This window comes from Streptomyces auratus, from assembly GCF_050433025.1.
Taxonomy (GTDB): Bacteria; Actinomycetota; Actinomycetes; order Streptomycetales; family Streptomycetaceae; genus Streptomyces; species Streptomyces sioyaensis.
The window spans coordinates 861433-875700 of the sequence record NZ_JBNGCB010000003.1 but is presented as its reverse complement, the minus strand read 5'-3'; the positions used below and the strand labels follow the sequence as shown (position 1 = coordinate 875700).

Annotated in this window: 11 protein-coding genes; 8 read left to right on the top strand and 3 right to left on the bottom strand. The window is 71.4% G+C overall.

Annotated features, from left to right (window positions below; genetic code table 11):
- Positions 1 to 164: 164 nt before the first annotated feature.
- Complete coding sequence (gene glpX / locus BKA18_RS23525) at positions 165 to 1196, top strand: class II fructose-bisphosphatase (RefSeq protein WP_006603378.1); 1032 nt, start codon at positions 165 to 167, stop codon at positions 1194 to 1196.
- A 126-nt stretch (positions 1197 to 1322) separates the two neighbouring features.
- Here the strand turns inward: glpX and BKA18_RS23520 are convergent, their stop codons facing one another.
- Entirely contained in the window at positions 1323 to 1682 is a 360-nt protein-coding gene (locus BKA18_RS23520) for a WhiB family transcriptional regulator (RefSeq protein ID WP_040898418.1), read from the bottom strand.
- A gap of 239 nt (positions 1683 to 1921) precedes the next feature.
- Positions 1922 to 2698 (bottom strand): DUF1707 SHOCT-like domain-containing protein, encoded by a 777-nt coding sequence (locus tag BKA18_RS23515; protein WP_366044298.1) that lies wholly within the window; start codon positions 2696 to 2698, stop codon positions 1922 to 1924.
- 254 nt (positions 2699 to 2952) lie between these two features.
- Between BKA18_RS23515 and BKA18_RS23510 the strand changes: the two genes are divergently transcribed.
- The 7 genes from BKA18_RS23510 (at position 2953) to BKA18_RS23480 (ending at position 13121) form a co-directional block, all read left to right on the top strand.
- Positions 2953 to 4626 carry a fumarate hydratase gene (locus BKA18_RS23510; RefSeq protein ID WP_366044299.1) on the top strand — a complete coding sequence of 558 codons (1674 nt, stop codon included), beginning with the start codon at positions 2953 to 2955 and terminating at the stop codon, positions 4624 to 4626.
- 307 nt (positions 4627 to 4933) lie between these two features.
- Positions 4934 to 5533, top strand: a complete 600-nt coding sequence (locus BKA18_RS23505; RefSeq protein WP_366044300.1) for a YncE family protein — start codon at positions 4934 to 4936, stop codon at positions 5531 to 5533.
- An 86-nt stretch (positions 5534 to 5619) separates the two neighbouring features.
- Positions 5620 to 7041, top strand: coding sequence for a class II fumarate hydratase (locus tag BKA18_RS23500; RefSeq protein ID WP_366044301.1), 1422 nt, complete (start codon positions 5620 to 5622; stop codon positions 7039 to 7041).
- A gap of 137 nt (positions 7042 to 7178) precedes the next feature.
- Positions 7179 to 7922 carry a cytidylyl-2-hydroxypropylphosphonate hydrolase gene (gene fomD, locus BKA18_RS23495; protein ID WP_366044302.1) on the top strand — a complete coding sequence of 248 codons (744 nt, stop codon included), beginning with the start codon at positions 7179 to 7181 and terminating at the stop codon, positions 7920 to 7922.
- Positions 7923 to 8133: 211 nt separating this feature from the next.
- Positions 8134 to 8817: a class I SAM-dependent DNA methyltransferase gene (locus BKA18_RS23490; RefSeq protein ID WP_006603384.1), complete on the top strand. Its 684-nt coding sequence runs from the start codon at positions 8134 to 8136 to the stop codon at positions 8815 to 8817.
- A 693-nt stretch (positions 8818 to 9510) separates the two neighbouring features.
- Entirely contained in the window at positions 9511 to 11475 is a 1965-nt protein-coding gene (locus BKA18_RS23485) for a SpoIIE family protein phosphatase (protein ID WP_429638770.1), read from the top strand.
- A 185-nt stretch (positions 11476 to 11660) separates the two neighbouring features.
- Positions 11661 to 13121, top strand: coding sequence for a catalase (locus BKA18_RS23480; RefSeq protein WP_366044304.1), 1461 nt, complete (start codon positions 11661 to 11663; stop codon positions 13119 to 13121).
- 59 nt (positions 13122 to 13180) lie between these two features.
- On the opposite strand, the gene BKA18_RS23475 is transcribed toward BKA18_RS23480, so the two are convergent.
- Positions 13181 to 14164, bottom strand: coding sequence for a TetR/AcrR family transcriptional regulator C-terminal domain-containing protein (locus tag BKA18_RS23475; protein WP_366044305.1), 984 nt, complete (start codon positions 14162 to 14164; stop codon positions 13181 to 13183).
- Positions 14165 to 14268: the final 104 nt, after the last annotated feature.

Genomic DNA, 14268 nt, shown 5'->3' with positions numbered 1-14268 from the left:
GGCTCTCCGGGAGCCGCTCATGCGTAGGGCCCACTGCTCATTTTGGCGCCCGGAAGATACTGTGAGCCTCTGGGGAGACCCCACAGTGCCTCTGGGGACACCTCCGCACCACCGCACAGCCACCCTCGTCCTTCACGGCCGTCGCCGTACAGAAAGGTCGCTCGATGACCGAGCATCATCTCCCGTCCCAACTCGAGGTCAGCCCCGAGGCCCCGGACCGCAACCTCGCCCTGGAACTCGTCCGGGTCACCGAGGCCGGTGCCATGGCGTCGGGCCGCTGGGTGGGGCGAGGTGACAAGAACGGCGCGGACGGCGCGGCGGTGAAGGCCATGCGCGCCCTGATCCACACCGTGTCGATGAACGGCGTCGTGGTCATCGGGGAGGGCGAGAAGGACAACGCCCCGATGCTCTACAACGGCGAGCGGGTGGGAGACGGGACCGGCCCGGAGTGCGACGTGGCCGTGGACCCGGTGGACGGTACGACGCTGACCGCCAAGGGCATGGCGAGCGCCGTGTCCGTGATGGCGGTGGCCGAGCGCGGCTCGATGTTCGACCCGTCCGCGGTCTTCTACATGGACAAGCTCGCCACGGGCCCGGAGGCCGCCGACTTCGTCGACATCACGGCGCCGGTGGCGGTGAACATCAAGCGGATCGCCAAGGCGAAGAAGTCCGCGGTCGAGGACGTCACCGTGGTCATCCTGGACCGGCCCCGCCACGAGGGCCTGGTCAAGGAGGTCCGGGAGGCCGGGGCCCGGATCAAGTTCATCGCCGACGGCGATGTCGCCGGCGCGATCATGGCGGCCCGCGAGGGCACCGGCGTCGACCTGTTGCTGGGCATCGGCGGTACGCCCGAGGGGATCATCGCGGCCTGTGCGCTGAAGTGCCTGGGCGGCTCCTTCCAGGGCAAGCTGTGGCCCAAGGACGACGAGGAGCGCGAGCGCGCGCTGGCGGCCGGGCACGACCTGGACAAGGTGCTCCAGATCGAGGACCTGGTCCAGGGCGACAACGTCTTCTTCGTCGCCACCGGCATCACCGACGGAGAGTTGCTGCGCGGCGTGCGCTACCGCGCCGAGAACGCCTACACCCAGTCCCTGGTGATGCGGTCCAAGTCCGGCACGATCCGCCAGATCGACTCCCAGCACCGGCTGTCCAAGCTGCGTGCGTACAGCTCGGTGGACTTCGAGCGCCCCAGCTGACGGCGCCCCGGCGGCCCCTGCCCGCCGACGACCACGCACTTCGCCCCCGCCGGAGAGTCTCCGGCGGGGGCGAAGTGGCCCATACGCCCTGTGGTGTCTGACGAGCCGAAGCCGATGTCGCGGTGGTCAGCCTGCCGCGGGCAAATGGGCCGCACGCTGGAGTTCGGACTCCCGGCGCCGCCGCCGGGTCAGCACGACCCGGCGCTCGGCCGCGGTCAGCCCGCCCCAGACGCCGTACGGCTCGGGCTGGAGCAGCGCATGCTCCCGGCACTCGACCATCACCGGGCAGCGGGCACAGACCCGCTTCGCGGCCTCCTCCCTGGCCAGCCGCGCGGCGGTCGGCTCCTTCGACGGCGCGAAGAACAACCCGGCCTCATCCCGGCGGCACACCGCCTCCGAATGCCAGGGACCGGCCTCGTCACGATCAGGCACTTGCGGGGGCGGAACGACAGCGGCATCCTGCAGGGTCTGGTGCGGTAGCAGCACGGTCTACTCCTGACGACGGCTTCGGCGAGAGATCACCCTTGCCCGTCTCGCTGCGCACGGCTTTTTTTCGCACCCCGCAGCCGCACGAGAGACGATGCACCAGCCCTACCCGCTGTGCGCACGCTTATGCACACCGTGGCGATCGTGCGACAACAAGAAAACCGCCGCTGACGGCCGTTCCGCGGCGGCGAGTTGCCCCCGGGCCCGGGGAACGGTGTCCGCCCCCGGGCCACGCCGCGTCACTTGCGGAAGCGGTCCCGGCGTTCGCGGCGTTCGGCGCGCAGCCGGAGGTGTCCTTCCCACGCCTCCTGACGCAGTTGCTCATGCCGCTCTCGGTGCTCCTCGCGCAGCTGGTGCCGCAGCTCGCGGCGCCCGTCGCGCAGCCGGTCGCGCAGATCGCGTATCCAGGCGCCCCGCTTGGGCCGGGCCTCCACGCTGCCCAGTACGGCATAGCCGTTGACCAGGACCTGCGGGGCGTCGGCGTCCTCCGCGTCGTGGGACTCGACCTCGAAGCTGCCCAGCACGCCGGAGCCGTTGCTGCGCAGGGTGATGTTCTCCGGGACCCGGATCTCCACACTGCCGAAGATCGACGTGGCATTGATCTGGACCTGCTGCTGCGCGAAGACCGCCTCGGTCAGATCGATTTCGATGGCCCCGAAGAGCGCGAAGGCGTTGATCCGCGCGGGAGCCCGCCAACGGCCCTTGCGGACCGAGGCGCTGAAGATCGCGACGAGGTTCTGGTCCGGGACCGGGGCACCGGGCCCGTAGGCCGCACCGCCTGGGTCCGGCTGCGGACGGCTGCCGCGCGCCGCGGGCAGATCCCGCAGGACGGGCTCCAGTTCGCCCATGGTCTTGGCGCGGTAGACCGTGTCGATCCGCTCGGCGTGCTCCTCCGGGTCCAGCCGGCCCTCCGCGAGGGCCTCGCGGAGGATCTCGGCGACCCGGTCGCGGTCCGCGTCGGACGCGCGGATGTCGCCCTCGGCCACCGCGGCGGGTGCCGTCTTGGTCAGTTTCACCGGCTGTCCGTCCTGCCGCGGGTGCTGCTTCTGTAGCGGTCCGGGCGGGGTGTCAGGGCCCGGTCGTCCCCCGTTGTCTGCATCCACCCCGCCAGCGTACCGAAACGCGATAGATCGCGACTAGGGAAAAGCCGGAGTGAGGTTCGCGCCGATTGAGCCTTACCTCACAACCGTGCCGGGCCGCCGGGGTTCTACGCTGTTCAGGCGCTGCCGTAGATGCCAGCCGGACCTCTCCGAGTAAGGAATGACCTTCGATGCCGGAATTCGCCTACACCGACCTTCTCCCCGTAGGTGAGGACACCACCCCGTACCGCCTCGTCACCTCGGAGGGCGTCAGCACCTTCGAGGCCGACGGCCGGACGTTCCTCAAGGTCGAGCCGGAGGCGCTGCGCAAGCTGGCCGCCGAGGCGATGCACGACATTTCGCACTATCTGCGCCCGGCCCACCTCGCCCAGCTCCGCAAGATCCTGGACGACCCCGAGGCCAGCGCCAACGACCGCTTCGTCGCGCTCGACCTGCTCAAGAACGCCAACATCGCCGCCGCGGGCGTGCTGCCCATGTGCCAGGACACCGGCACCGCGATCGTCATGGGCAAGCGCGGCCAGCACGTGCTGACCGGGGGCGGCGACGAGGCAGCCCTCTCCCGCGGCATCTACGACGCCTACACGCAGCTGAACCTGCGGTACTCGCAGATGGCCCCGCTGACGATGTGGGACGAGAAGAACACCGGCTCCAACCTCCCGGCGCAGATCGAGCTGTACGCGACCGACGGCGGCGCCTACAAGTTCCTCTTCATGGCCAAGGGCGGCGGCAGCGCCAACAAGTCCTTCCTCTTCCAGGAGACCAAGGCGGTCCTCAACGAGGCCTCCATGATGAAGTTCCTGGAGCAGAAGATCCGTTCGCTGGGCACCGCGGCCTGCCCGCCGTACCACCTCGCCATCGTCGTGGGCGGCACCAGCGCCGAATACGCGCTCAAGACCGCCAAGTACGCCTCCGCGCACTACCTCGACGAGCTGCCCGCCGAGGGCTCGCCCACCGGCCACGGCTTCCGCGACAAGGAGCTGGAGGACAAGGTCTTCGAGCTGACGCAGAAGATCGGCATCGGGGCGCAGTTCGGCGGCAAGTACTTCTGCCACGACGTCCGCGTCGTCCGCCTCCCCCGCCACGGCGCGTCCTGCCCGGTCGCCATCGCCGTCTCGTGCTCCGCGGACCGCCAGGCCGTCGCGAAGATCACCGCCGAGGGCGTCTTCCTGGAGCAGCTGGAGACCGACCCGGCGCGCTTCCTCCCGGAGACGACGGACGAGGAGCTGACCGAGGGCGCGGGCCCCGACCTCGACGCGGTCGCCATCGACCTCAACCGCCCGATGGACGACGTCCTCGCCGAGCTGACCAAGCACCCGGTCAAGACCCGCCTCTCGCTCACCGGCACCCTGGTCGTCGCCCGCGACATCGCCCACGCGAAGATCAAGGAACGCCTGGACGCCGGCGAGGAGATGCCGGAGTACCTCAAGAACCACCCCGTCTACTACGCCGGCCCCGCCAAGACCCCCGAGGGCTACGCCTCCGGCTCCTTCGGCCCGACCACGGCCGGCCGGATGGACGCCTACGTCGAGCAGTTCCAGGCCGCCGGCGGCTCCAAGGTGATGCTGGCCAAGGGCAACCGCTCCCAGCAGGTCACCGACGCCTGCCACGCCCACGGCGGCTTCTACCTCGGCTCCATCGGCGGCCCGGCCGCCCGCCTCGCCCAGGACTGCATCAAGAAGGTCGAGGTCCTGGAGTACGAGGAGCTCGGCATGGAAGCCGTCTGGAAGATCGAGGTCGAGGACTTCCCCGCCTTCATCGTCGTCGACGACAAGGGCAACGACTTCTTCCAGGACCCGGCACCGGCACCGACGTTCACCAGCATTCCGGTGCGCTCGGGAAGCTGACGCACCCGCAGGACCGCACAGAGCCCCTGACGATTCGTCGGGGGCTCTGTTGCCGGGCTCTGTTGCTGCTTCCCGGCGCGTGGCTCCCGGCGAGACGTCCCGCGGGACGTTTTGTCGGTCCGTGCGGCGGGCCTCGCATGGGGTAATCGAAACCGGTGGGCTGCCCATCCTTTCCCGGGGGGCAGCCCCCGTGCGTGTGGTGACGTACGAGCCTTGCCGTGGCGCCCCGAAGGGGATCTGTGGCCGGTGCCGGCGCCCGTGTGGCGGCCCGGCAGGCCAGGGCGGCCCCCTTACCGAAGGGGTCTCCATGAGTACCAACGTTCAAGCCCGGCGGGAGGGCCCGCCGTGGGCCGCTCGCCTCGCCGGCGGGCCGCGCGCGACGGCCACCGGCGGAACCGTGGGCGCGGCACCGGCAATGGCGCTCCTGTCGGTGACGTCGATTCCCGTCCCCGGCGGCCCGGTCGGCGTGGCGGTCGCCCCCAACGGAAACGCCTACGTCACCCGCTTCACCGCCGCCGGCGTAGCGGTGATCAACACCACCACAGACACCGTCATCGTGCCCAGCATTCCGGTCGGCACCTCACCGAACAGCGTGTCGGTCGCGCCCAACGGCCTTGCGTACGTGGCCGACTCGGGGTCGAACAGCGTGACAGTGATCGACACTGCCACCAACAGCGTCGTGGGCGCCACCATCCCCGTCGGCCACAATCCGATCGGTGTGGCGGTGGCCCCCAACGGCAAGATCTACGTCGCCAACTTCGCGTCGGGTTCGGTCAGCGTCATCCAGAATCCCCCCACGCTGAGCAGCATCAGCCCGACCTCGGGGCCCACCACGGGCGGCACCGTGGTGACCCTCACGGGCACCCTGCTACCCTCGTCCGCCCACGCCGGAGTCATCGAGCCCTGACCGGCCTGAAGGACGCCCACCCCGCAGCCAGGTGACATCCGGCGGTGCCCGGGAACAGATCGCCGTTCCCGGGCACTGACATAGGTATGAGTGACAACAGCGCATTCGGCGACTCCGACGGCTTCCGGACCGAGCACGACTCCATGGGTGAGGTGCGGGTCCCGGCGCACGCCAAGTGGCGGGCGCAGACGCAGCGGGCGGTGGAGAACTTCCCCCTTTCCGGGCAGCGGCTGGAGCGGGCGCACATCGAGGCGCTGGCCCGGATCAAGGGCGCGGCCGCCATGGTCAACGGTGAGCTCGGCGTACTGGACAAGGACATCGCGGCGGCCGTCCAGGAGGCCGCGGCGGCCGTCGCCGAGGGGCAGTGGGACGACCACTTCCCCGTCGATGTGTTCCAGACCGGGTCCGGGACGTCGTCGAACATGAACGCCAACGAGGTCATCGCGACGCTGGCGAGCGAGCGGCTGGGGCGGGAGGTGCACCCGAACGACCACGTCAACGCCAGTCAGTCGTCGAATGATGTCTTTCCGTCCTCGATCCATATCGCGGCGGCGTCGGCGGTGCTCGACGAGCTGATTCCGGCGCTGGAGCATCTGGCGGAGGCGCTGGAGCGCAAGGCGGAGGAGTTCGCGGAGGTCGTGAAGTCGGGGCGGACGCATCTGATGGATGCCACGCCGGTGACGCTGGGGCAGGAGTTCGGCGGCTATGCCGCGCAGGTGCGGTACGGCGTCGAGCGGCTGCGGGCCTCGTTGCCGCGGCTGGCCGAACTGCCGCTGGGCGGTACGGCGGTGGGCACCGGGATCAACACCCCGCCCGGCTTCCCGGCGGCGGTGATCGCCGAGGTGGCGCGGGTGACCGGGCTGCCGCTCACCGAGGCGCGCAACCACTTCGAGGCGCAGGGGGCGCGCGACGGGATCGTGGAGACCAGCGGGCAGCTGCGGACCATCGGCGTCGGGCTGACGAAGATCGCGAATGATCTGCGGTGGATGGCTTCCGGGCCGCGTACCGGACTGGCGGAGATCGCGCTGCCGGATCTGCAGCCGGGCTCGTCGATCATGCCGGGAAAGGTCAACCCGGTGATCCCGGAGGCGGTGCTGATGGTCGCGGCGCAGGTCACGGGCAACGACGCGACGGTGGCGGCGGCGGGGGCGGCCGGCAATTTCGAGTTGAACGTGATGCTGCCGGTGATCGCGAAGAATGTGCTGGAGTCGGTGCGGCTGCTGGCCAATGTGTCGCGGCTGCTGGCGGACCGGACGATCGACGGCATCACCGCGCACGCCGAACGGGCCCGGGAATACGCCGAGTCGTCGCCGTCGGTCGTCACCCCGCTCAACAGGTACCTGGGCTACGAGGAGGCCGCCAAGGTCGCCAAGCGGTCCCTGGCCGAGCGGAAGACCATCCGTCAGGTCGTCCTGGAGGGCGGTTATGTGGAGCGGGGGCTGCTGAGCGAGGAGCAGCTGGACGAGGCGCTGGACGTGCTGCGGATGACCCGCCCGTCACAGCCGTAGGGTCTGTCGTTTGGATCAGGCCGGGCTCGCGGGTCCTGATCCAAACGACAGACCCTAGCGGCAGCCGTTACCCGTCCGTCACGCATGGTGCGGCTCATGTCACGGCGCGCGTCATGCGGCGCCTCTAAGATCTGCGCATGACAGCGGACACGGTGGACACGACGGAGGGCGGGACGGCCGGCGGATGCGGGACGCCCCGGGCGCGGCGGGCTACGGATGGCACCCCGGGCGGGCGGCGCTGGGCGCCCGGGGACCACATCCTGTGGCGCTATCGCGACAACGCCGACGCCGAACGGTTCCACATCTGCCGTCCGATGACCGTCGTTCAGGACACCGAGGATCTGCTGGCGGTGTGGATGGCGCCCGGTACCGCGTGCATCAAGCCGGTGCTCGCCGACGGCACTCCGGTGCACCGCGAGCCGCTGTCCACCCGCTACACCAAACCCCGCCGGACCGCCCGCGACCAGTGGTTCGGCACCGGAGTGCTGAAGCTGGCCCGGCCCGGCGACCCCTGGTCGGTATGGCTGTTCTGGGAGCGCGGCTGGCAGTTCAAGAACTGGTACGTCAATCTGGAGGAGCCGCGCCGCCGTTGGTCGGGCGGCATGGACTCCGAGGACCACTTCCTCGACATCTGTGTCTATCCGGACCGGCACTGGGAGTGGCGGGACGAGGACGAGTTCGCGCAGGCGCAGCGGGACGGGCTGATGACCGATGCCCGGGCCGCCGAGGTCAGATCGGCGGGCAGGGCCGCGATCGCGCAGATCACGGCCTGGCGCGGGCCGTTCGCCGACGGCTGGGAGGACTGGCGGCCCGATCCGTCCTGGCGGATTCCCCGGCTCCCGCAGGACTGGGACCGCGCGCCGGATCGTTTGCGGTCGTAAGGGAGCGAAGCGAATCGACGGGAGTGAAGGGGGCGAACCATGGAAAGGTGCGCCTATGGGCAAAGCTGTTCCTCGCGGGGCGCGGAGCGGGGCCGAGCCCCCTTGCTGCGCCCCCGGCCTTCAAACGTAGGATCGTCCTCCGCAAGACTGCACAGGCGCAACTCCAGAACTGGAAAACGAACTTGACCGCGGTCGCAGGAGGGGCGAGGTCGTGAGCGCGACTAGCTACGACGGATACGAAGGTCTGAACCGGTTAGCACTGGACCGGGCCGGCCAGGCCGAGGCGTTCGACGCGATCGGCGACCGGTACGACGACGCCTTCCCGCACAAGGAGGGCCAGCTCGCCTCGGGCGCCTGGCTGTCCGAAGCGCTGCCGGCCGGCTCGCGCATCCTGGACCTCGGGTGCGGTACGGGTCTGCCGACCGCCCGTCAGCTCTCGGCGGCCGGGCACCGCGTGGTGGGTATCGATCTCTCCCCCTCGATGGTCACCCTGGCCCGGGAGCATGTCCCGGGCGCCGAATTCCACCGGCTGGACATCGCCGATCTGCGCGGCGGCCGACTCGGCGGCCCCGGCTCTTTCGACGGTATCGCCGCTTATTTCTCGCTTCTGATGCTGCCCCGTGCGGAAATCCCTTACGCACTGGGCCTTCTGCATGATCTGCTACGTCCCGAGGGGCTGCTGGCCCTGTCGATGGTCGAGGCGGATGTGGACGACTTCACGATTCCGTTCCTGGGCAACTCGATCCGGGTATCGGGTTACCTGCGGGACGACCTGCGCCGGGTCGTGCACGACGCGGGTTTCGACGTCGTCGGGGAAGACGCCTACGCATACGCCCCGGCGAGTACGGACGTACCACCCGAGATCCAGCTCTTTCTGCACCTGCGACGTGCCTGAGACGCAGCGCGTCGGGCGCCGGCCGCACCAGCGGCACGCCCGCACCGCGGCGCGTTTGGCGCACAGCCCCGGACGGATGGAATCCCACGCGTGACGGAGCACCCCACCTCCCACGAATCACGGCAGTCGGCCCCGGCCGCCGCGCCCTCGCTGTCCCCTGCCCGCGGGCAGGCCCAGGCGGCGCCGCTCGGCGCGGTCCCCGACCCGCGCAGCGCCCTGCAGCAGCCGGCCGCGCCGGGGCTCGCCCCGCTGCCCGGCAGCGGGTTCGCGGTGCGCGGCGGTGACGACATAGGCCTCGCCGGTGCCGCCGTCACGGCGTCGGCAGGCGCGCCGGGCGGCCGCTTCGAGGACGAACCGGCCGCGGACCACGGCGCGGCACGGCGGGACCCGTCGGCGGACGCGGACGGCGCCGCCGGCCACACCGGCGGGCGTGCCGGCGAGCACACCACCGGACACCGCGACGGCCACGCCGTCGCACCGGACGCCTCGATCCGGTACGGGGAGGCGTATGGCGACGCGTACGGGGAGGGGCCCATGGCGGCGAGCGGACGGCCGGGCGGCGCGGCGGACGGGGGCCGGGAGGCGACCCGTGCCGGGCAGCGGGTGGCGCAGGGCGCGACGGGCCGCGCCGAGGCGCCCGGGCCGGGCGAGGAGCCGCGGCACGAGCCGCATCCGCGGCACGGCGGCGAGCGCATCGGGCGGCCGCGGGAGGGCGGCGGCGGGCGGTCGTGGCCGCGCGGCGGCGAGCCGGGCGGGACGGTGCCGGAGCAGTCGCCGCCGCACGAGGGGCGGTCCGCGGTCCCGGACGCCCCGCACGCCGAGGTGTCGCGGGCGGCGGCCGGGGAGACGGCCGGGGCCCAGGTGCCCGGACCGGCGGGACCGCCGCCGGCCCGCTCGGCCCATCCGGGCGAGAGCGGTGAGGTGGCAGCGGCCCGGCAGGCGGGCGGGGACCGGCTGCGGTTCATCGGGGCGGCGACCCGGCGGATCGCCCGCGGCATAGATCTCGACGAGATCGTGCTCGGCCTGTGCCGGGCGACGGTCCCGACGTTCGCCGACGCGATCCTCGTCTATCTGCGGGATCCGCTGCCGGTCGGCGACGAACGCCCGACCGGCCCGGTGGTGCTGCGGCTGCGCCGTACCGACCGGATTCCGGAGGAGCCGGACACCAACGGCGGCCGGCTGCCGATGCTGCCGGCCCAGCCCGATCTCGGTCCGGCGATGGGCGGCAGTGCGGCGGAGCTGGCCGAGGTGCAGCCCGGCGGTCCGCTGGCCGAGGTGCTGCGGGGCGTACGGCCGCTGTTCGGCGAGGCGCAGGCGGCGCGGACGGCGCTGCCGGAGCTGCTGGGCCCGGATCCGCGGCTGCCCGGCGGGCACCGGGTGATCCTGGCGCCGCTGCGCGGCCGCCGCCGGGTGATCGGTGCGGCGGTGTTCCTGCGCCGCCCGGACCGCCCGGCGTTCGAGCCGGACGATCTGCTGGTGGCGGCGCAGCTGGCGACGCACACCGCGCTGGGCGTGGACAAGGCGGTGCTCTACGGCCGGGAGGCCTACATCGCCGATGCGCTGCAGCGCACGATGCTGCCGGACTCGCTGCCGCAGCCGACCGGGGTCCGGCTGGCCAGCCGCTATCTGCCGGCCGCCGAGACGGCCCGGGTGGGCGGTGACTGGTACGACGCGATCCCGCTGCCGGGCAGCCGGGTGGCGCTGGTGGTCGGCGACGTCATGGGGCACTCGATGACCTCGGCCGCGATCATGGGCCAGCTGCGGACCACCGCGCAGACGCTGGCCGGTCTGGATCTGCCGCCGCAGGAGGTGCTGCACCACCTCGACGAGCAGGCCCAGCGGCTGGGCACGGACCGCATGGCGACCTGCATGTACGCGGTCTACGACCCGGTCGCGCACCGGATCACCATCGCCAACGCGGGCCATCCGCCGCCGGTGATGCTGCACCGCGGCGGGCGCGCCGAGGTGCTGCGGGTGCCGTCGGGTGCGCCGATCGGCGTCGGCGGGGTGGACTTCGAGGCGGTGGAGCTGGACGCCCCGGCGGGTGCCACGCTCGTCCTCTATACGGACGGTCTGGTCGAGTCGCGGATCCGGGACGTGTGGACCGGCATCGAGCAGCTGCGGGAGCGGCTGGCGGAGACGGCCCGGCTGACCGGTCCCAATCCGCCACCGCTGGAGCCGATGTGCGACGAGGTGCTGGACATCCTGGGCCCCGGCGACCGCGATGACGACATCGCGCTGCTGGCGGCCCGGTTCGACGGGATCGCGCCGAGCGATGTCGCGTACTGGTATCTCGACCCGAAGGCGCAGACGGCCGGGCAGGCGCGCCGGCTGGCCCGGCGGGCGCTGGCGCGCTGGGGCCTGGACGAGCTGACCGACCAGCTGGAGCTGCTGGTCAGCGAGGTGGTGACCAATGCGGTGCGGTATGCGGAGCGGCCGATCACGCTGCGGTTGCTGCGAACGGACGTACTGCGCTGCGAGGTCGGGGACGACGTCCCGCAGCTGCCGCGGCTGCGCCAGGCCCGGCCGTCGGACGAGGGCGGGCGGGGCCTCTACCTCGTCAACCGGATGGCGCGGCGCTGGGGTGCGACGCGTCTGAGCATGGGAAAGGTCGTCTGGTTCGAGCTGAGCATGCCGCCGGGGGTGCAGCGGCGCTGACGCCGCACGGGCGCCCGGCCCGTATCCCACATGTTGGACCCCGTCTGAGACCGGACGGGGTCCAACTCTTGCCGACATGCCGTCCGGGGAGTTGACTGCTTGGGTGGACGTAAGGGGCTGACTGACCCAATACGGGACTGACCGACCCTCTACTCCCCACTCGTCGAGCCAGGAGGCACTCCTCCATGACCAGCACGCACCACGTCCCGCACACGACGAACAACGCCGGCATTCCGGTCGAGAGCGACGAGCATTCGCTGACCGTGGGTCCGGACGGCCCCATCCTGCTGCAGGACCACTACCTGATCGAGAAGATGGCCCAGTTCAACCGCGAACGGGTCCCCGAGCGGGTGGTACACGCCAAGGGCAGCGGCGCGTACGGCTCCTTCCAGGTCACCAACGACGTCAGCCAGTTCACCAAGGCGGATCTCTTCCAGCCGGGCAAGACGACCGAGATGCTGGCCCGCTTCTCGACCGTCGCGGGCGAGCAGGGCTCCCCCGACACCTGGCGCGACCCCCGTGGCTTCGCCCTGAAGTTCTACACCGAGTACGGCAACTACGACCTGGTCGGCAACAACACCCCGATCTTCTTCGTCCGCGACACGATCAAGTTCCAGGACTTCATCCGCTCCCAGAAGCGCCAGCCCGGCAGCGGTCTGCGCGACCACGACATGCAGTGGGACTTCTGGACGCTGTCGCCGGAGTCGGCCCACATGGTCACCTGGCTGATGGGTGACCGCGGCATCCCCAAGACCTACCGCCACATGAACGGCTACGGCTCCCACACCTATATGTGGATCAATGCCGGCGGCGAGAAGTTCTGGATCAAGTACCACTTCAAGACGGACCAGGGCATCGACTTCCTCACCCAGGAGGACGCGGACCGGATCGCCGGCGAGGACGCCGACTTCCACCGCCGCGACCTCTACCGCGCCATCGACACCGGCGACGCACCGTCGTGGACGCTGTATGTCCAGGTGATGCCGTTCGACGACGCGCCGGACTACCGCTTCAACCCGTTCGACCTGACCAAGGTGTGGCCGCACGGCGACTACCCGCTGATCGAGGTCGGCCGGATGACGCTGAACAAGAACCCGGAAGATTACTTCATCCACATCGAGCAGGCGGCCTTCGAGCCGTCCAACATGGTGCCGGGCATCGGCCCGTCCCCCGACAAGATGCTGCTGGGCCGGCTGTTCTCCTACCCGGACACCCACCGGTACCGCATCGGCCCGAACTATCTGCAGCTGCCGCCCAACCGGCCGCACGTCCCCGTCCACTCGTACGCCAAGGACGGCCCGATGCGGTTCGACCCGGCCCGGGTGGCCCGGCCGTACGCGCCCAACTCCTACGGCGGGCCGGCGGCGGACACCGAGCGGTACGGGGACCCGGCGGGCTGGCGGACGGCCGGCGAGATGGTGCGCGAGGCCACCCGGCCGCGGCGCGACGACGACGACTTCATCCAGCCCGGGACGATGGTCCGCCAGGTCCTCGACGACGCGGCCCGCGACCGGCTGGTGAACAACATCGCCGGGCACCTCGCCGAGGACGTCACCAAGCCGGTGCTGGAGCGTGCGTTCCAGTACTGGCGCAACGTCGACAAGAACCTCGGCGACCGGATCGTCAAGAAGTTCAACGGCGGCTGAGGCACCGCACCCCCCTGGAGGGCGGGGCAGGCGCCCGGAGCGTGGGGGCTCCGGGCGCCTCATCGTGTCCGGCGCGGGGCGGGGGGCCCGGCCGCCTGCGCGCGGTGCGCATCGATGAGCACGGCCAGGCCGTCGAGCAGCGAGGTCAGGCCGATCTCGAACAGCTCGTCCAGGTGCAGGTCGTAGCCGCCCTCGCCGAGCGCCTCGATGACGCGGGTGAACGTCGGGTAGTCCCGGGACGCGGTGAGCGCCGCGAGCGTGGGTGCCTGGGCGTCCAGCCACTGGTCCGAGGAGAGGCCGGTGGCGCTCTCGGCCTGGGCCTCCCGTTCCAGCTGGGCGGCGAGGCCCTGCACATGGCTGTAGAGGAGTACGTTCTGGTGGAGCATGGCCGCCGGGGCGAGGCCATGGCCGTCGAGGGCGCTCAGCATCCATTCGGAGTAGGCCATCAGGTGGGGCAGCATCAGCGGCCGGGTGAGCGGGCCGAGCTGGGCCAGCCAGGGGTGTGCGCGGTGGACGGCCCAGAGCGCCCGGGCCCCTGCCTCCAGCCGGGCCCGCCAGTGGCCGGGCACGTCGGTCGGGAGGGCGGCCTCCGCGAACACGGCGTCGGCCATCAGCAGGACCAGGTCGTCCTTGCCGGTCACATAGCGGTAGGGCGACATCGTGGCGGCGCCCAGCCGTGCCGCCACCGCCCGCATGGACAGCGCGGACAGCCCTTCCGCGTCGGCGATGCCGATGGCGGTGCGCACGATGCGTTCCCGGGTCAGCTCGCGCTCCGCGGCGGGGGCCGGGCGGGGCTGCCGGGCCCCGGCGGCGCTGCGGTGCGGGGCCGCCACCACGGTCCCGACGCGGGCCCGCGGCTGCACCAACCCCTCCTGGCGCAGGGCGGTCAGCGCCTTCGTGGCGGTGGCCAGGGCGACGTGCCACTCCTTGGCGAGCTGACGCGTCGAGGGAATCCGGTCGCCGGGGGCGAGTTCGCCGTCGGTGATCTGGCGCCGCAGCTCGGCGACGATGCGCAGATACGGCGGGAGGGAGGGGTCAGGCACGGCGATCTCCTTTGACCTGTACTAGGACAGAGGCTACCAGCGAAGACCCTGCCGCGACACCCTCCTGTGCTAGTGCAGCCCGCTCTGAGCTGCGAAGAAATCCC

Bases quoted from the DNA above. Each gene is read 5' to 3' on its own strand.
- BKA18_RS23480 (WP_366044304.1), top strand. From the start codon at position 11,661: ATGACCAGCACGCACCACGTCCCGCACACGACGAACAACGCCGGCATT.
- BKA18_RS23510 (WP_366044299.1), top strand. From the start codon at position 2,953: ATGCCGGAATTCGCCTACACCGACCTTCTCCCCGTAGGTGAGGACACC.
- BKA18_RS23500 (WP_366044301.1), top strand. From the start codon at position 5,620: ATGAGTGACAACAGCGCATTCGGCGACTCCGACGGCTTCCGGACCGAG.
- glpX (WP_006603378.1), top strand. From the start codon at position 165: ATGACCGAGCATCATCTCCCGTCCCAACTCGAGGTCAGCCCCGAGGCC.
- BKA18_RS23505 (WP_366044300.1), top strand. From the start codon at position 4,934: ATGAGTACCAACGTTCAAGCCCGGCGGGAGGGCCCGCCGTGGGCCGCT.
- fomD (WP_366044302.1), top strand. From the start codon at position 7,179: ATGACAGCGGACACGGTGGACACGACGGAGGGCGGGACGGCCGGCGGA.